The sequence below is a fragment of the Streptomyces sp. UNOC14_S4 genome (assembly GCF_020740835.1).
Taxonomy (GTDB): Bacteria; Actinomycetota; Actinomycetes; order Streptomycetales; family Streptomycetaceae; genus Streptomyces.
This window is the reverse complement of sequence record NZ_JAINFC010000653.1, coordinates 1-3,575: the sequence shown is the minus strand read 5'-3', so window position 1 is coordinate 3,575 and position 3,575 is coordinate 1. Positions and strand designations below refer to the sequence as shown.

Sequence of the window (3,575 nt, the reverse complement as noted above, 5' to 3'; positions counted from 1 at the left end):
CTCCCCACCACCGGGCCAGCGCCGCCCACCCACCATCCGCTAACCTGTCCTCGACCGCCCTGCACGCACCACGCAAGGCGAGCCCCGCCTCCGTAGCTCAGGGGATAGAGCACCGCTCTCCTAAAGCGGGTGTCGGCAGTTCGAATCTGCCCGGGGGCACAGGCAACACCAGCGCCGATGGCGCAAAGGCCCAGGCCGGAGCAGTCTCCGCCCTGGGCCTTCGTCGTTCGGTGCCGTTCCACGCGTGGTCACCCCTGCCCTCGAAACGGTCTGGACCCACTGCGCCGTCTCCCGGACATCTCCCAAATGATCAAGACTTCGGGCCGTGCGCCCGTTGCGCTTCCGGTCGAGTCCGTGTGCGCCTTCCGGGAGGACGGAACCCGCACCACCGTGCTGAGGGCGGCGAGCTCGCCGTCGATCCGGAGGGGAGGCGGCATGGCGAAGTGTGGCGCGCCGACGAAGACAGGCGGTCGGTGCCGGAGAAAGGTGGTGACGGGGACGTCCCGGTGCCCCGTTCACCAGGGGCCCTGGTCGGCGTACGGCGTGGCTCAGCGCAAGGAGAAGGAGGCGAAGGAGAAGAAGCGCGGGTTACGTAAGAGGCGCTAGCTCACGCGGCCCCGGACCGCGCGTCCGGGGCCGTCCGCATGCGGGCACCATGAGCCGTACGACTTTCGTGGATTGGTTGCGCGACTTTCGTTGCACGTCTTGGGGCGGTTCGTCTGCTTAGGCTGCGCGGTATGGCAGTGAGGCAGAGGGCCCTGGACGCGCGGAAGCGGGCTCTTGGAGTGTGGGCGCGGCTTGTGGACCCGGCGGCGTGGTCCTGGCGGCGGGTGGTCGTGGAGGCCGTGCTGGCCTGTGTGCTCGCGGCGGTCACGGGGTTCGCCGAGTACCTGGACGAGCGCGGCTGGGTCGCCGCCGTGCTCGCCTCGTTCGCCGTCGCCGTGCTGTCCCTGGTGCGGCGGGTGCTGCCCGCCACCGTCCTGGTGGCGTCGGCTGCCCTGTCCGGGATGAGCGCCGGCGGCTCGCTGCTCCTGCTGATGGTGGCGAGCTGGTCCGCGGGGCGCAGGATCGACGCGGTCCTGCGCGCGCTGGGCGCCTATGCGGCAGCCTTCGCGATCTACGAGCTGAGCACCCTTCGGGAGGTGCGGCCGCTCTCGGTCGAGAGTGTGCTCGTCACCCTGCTCTTCCTGGTCTTCACCATCGTCCCCGGCCTCACCGGGCGCTACTGGGAGCAGCGCCGCACCCTCGTGCGCACCCTGGAGGAGCGCCATCTGCAACTGCTGCGCGAGCGGGAGATGGTCGCCGGGCAGGCCCGGATGCGCGAGCGCCAGCGCATCGCCCGGGACATGCACGACAGCCTCGGGCACCAGCTCGCGCTCATCGCGGTGCAGACGGGGGCGCTGGAGGTGTCCCGGGGCCTGTCCGACCAGCAGCGCGAGGCGGTCGGGGTGCTGCGCGAGGCGTCGGTCACGGCCATGCGCGAGCTGCGCGCCGTCGTCGGTGTGCTCAGGGACGGGACGGTCGAGGACGGCACCGCCGCGGAGGAAGGCCCCGCCTCGCGCGTCGTCGCCGGGATCGGCCGGCTGGTCGAGTCCGCGGCCGCCGCGGGAGTGCGGGCCCGCTTCGACTGCTCCGGGGAGCCGCGCCCACCGGCCCCCGCGGCCGATCACGCCGCGTACCGCGTGGTGCAGGAGGGGCTGACGAACGCGTACAAGCACGCGCCCGGCGCGGAGATCGCCGTCAGTCTGCGCTACGAGCCGGATTCCCTGGTCGTGGAGGTCGCGAACGGTCCCGTGCCGCTGAGCGGCGAGGTCCGGCCGCCCGCCGTCAGCGGTGGCCAGGGACTGACGGGGCTGCGCGAGCGGGCCCGGCTCGCGGGTGGCATCGTGCACGCCGGGCCCGTGGAGGGCGGTGGCTTCCGGCTCGCGGGGGTGTTCCCGTACGACGCGGGGGACGGCGCCGAGGGCGGGGCGGCCCGCGAGGCGGCGCGCGCGGCGACGTTCGTCGGGACGGAGGACGACTTCCGGTGGCAGCTCGCGGCGGCGCCCCCGGGCGACGGTGGACCGGTCTACGAATGGCTGGACCCACGCGAGGAGCTCAAGAGCGTCATGAGTCTGCGGAAGAACAACGGCTGTCTGATCGGCTGCTTCGCCGTTCTGGTGCTGCTCGCGATCGGGGTGGTGCTCGTGGTGCTGGCGATAGGCAAGGTCGTGGACGAGGCCGACAAGGCGGCGATCGACCGGAAGACCTACGACGCGATCCGGGTCGGCACGGCGGAGGACACCGTCCGCGAGGAGCTGCCGTCGGGCAAGTCCTTCCTCACCGACGACGTCAAGGGCAAGGGCCCGGCCGAGCCCGCCGGCTCCCAGTGCCTGTCGCTGCTGTCCAAGGACGGCTCGGGCGATGCGCGGACGGACCACGTGTTCCGCTTCTGTTTCAAGGACGGGAAACTGATCGAGAAGCGCGATTTCAATGTCCCGAGCTTTTAGCGCCGAGCTTCGAGCGCAGTGACCGAGCAGGAGGCCCGGTGATCCGTGTCCTGGTGGCCGATGACGAGCCGCTCATCCGGGCGGGCATCAGGATGATTCTGACGTCGGCCGACGACATCGACGTCGTGGCGGAGGCGACCGACGGCCGGGAAGCGGTCGAGCTGGCGCGGCGGCACCGGGTGGACGTCGCGCTGCTCGACATCCAGATGCCCGTCATGGACGGCCTCGCGGCCCTGGCCGAGCTGGGCCGGGTGGTGCCGGATGTGCGCGTGCTGATCCTCACCACCTTCGGCGAGCGGGAGAACGTCCTGCGCGCCCTGCGCGAGGGCGGCGCGGGCTTCCTGCTCAAGGACTCGGCACCGGGCGAGCTGATCGGCGCGGTCCGCGCCGCCGCGGCGGGCAACGCCTATCTGTCACCCGCCGCGACCCGTCACGTGGCCGACTCCCTCGCCGCCGCCCCCGCCGAGGCCGAGGCCCGCGGCAGGGCGGCCCGCGAACGCGTGGCGTCGCTGAGCGAACGCGAACGCGAGGTCCTCGCCCTCCTCGGCGAGGGCCTCTCCAACGCGGACACGGGCCGCCGCCTCCACATGAGCGAGGCGACGGTGAAGACGTATGTCAGCCGCATCCTGGCCAAGCTGGACTGCGACAACCGCGTCCAGGCGGCCCTGCTGGCCCGCGACGCGGGGCTGGGGGAGTAGGCGCGGGGGCGTCCTGCCTACCTCCGGCCTGCCCCGCCCAAACTGCTGAGCGTCTGCCTCAGCTTGCCCCTGCTTCGGCGACGACGCCGGACTCGACCTCGTCCAAGCGCAGCCTGGGGAGGTCGAAGCGGGTCCATGTGGCGTCCAGCGCATGGGCGAATGCCACGACCTCCTCGTCGCTGTGCAACGGGGTCGGCGTCACCCGGAGGCGTTCTGAGCTGACCGGAACGCTCGGGGCGTTGATGGGCTGCACGTAGTAGCCGTAGGAGTTCAGCAGCTCGTCCGCCACGTCGCGACACCGCGCGGAGTCACCGACGAGGACGGGGACGATGTGCGCGGCCTCGGAGACCACCGGTATGCCGTGCTCCCCAGCCCCTACCCCACCACT

The 3,575-nt window shown here is 72.1% G+C and carries 3 protein-coding genes and 1 tRNA gene; 3 read left to right on the top strand and 1 reads right to left on the bottom strand.

The window, feature by feature from the left end; translation table 11 throughout:
- Positions 1 to 86: 86 nt before the first annotated feature.
- From K6I34_RS33760 to K6I34_RS33750, 3 genes are all read left to right on the top strand, one after another.
- Positions 87 to 159 (top strand) — tRNA-Arg (locus tag K6I34_RS33760).
- 578 nt (positions 160 to 737) lie between these two features.
- Positions 738 to 2,489, top strand: coding sequence for a histidine kinase (locus K6I34_RS33755; RefSeq protein ID WP_229331856.1), 1,752 nt, complete (start codon positions 738 to 740; stop codon positions 2,487 to 2,489).
- Positions 2,490 to 2,527: 38 nt separating this feature from the next.
- The gene (locus tag K6I34_RS33750; RefSeq protein WP_229331855.1) at positions 2,528 to 3,187 is read left to right on the top strand and encodes a response regulator transcription factor; all 660 of its coding nucleotides are present in this window, start codon (positions 2,528 to 2,530) and stop codon (positions 3,185 to 3,187) included.
- Positions 3,188 to 3,245: 58 nt separating this feature from the next.
- Here the strand turns inward: K6I34_RS33750 and K6I34_RS33745 are convergent.
- Positions 3,246 to 3,575: aminotransferase class I/II-fold pyridoxal phosphate-dependent enzyme (locus K6I34_RS33745; protein ID WP_229331854.1), on the bottom strand; the 330-nt coding region annotated here is incomplete at its 5' end.

Bases quoted from the DNA above. Each gene is read 5' to 3' on its own strand.
- K6I34_RS33755 (WP_229331856.1), top strand. From the start codon at position 738: ATGGCAGTGAGGCAGAGGGCCCTGGACGCGCGGAAGCGGGCTCTTGGA.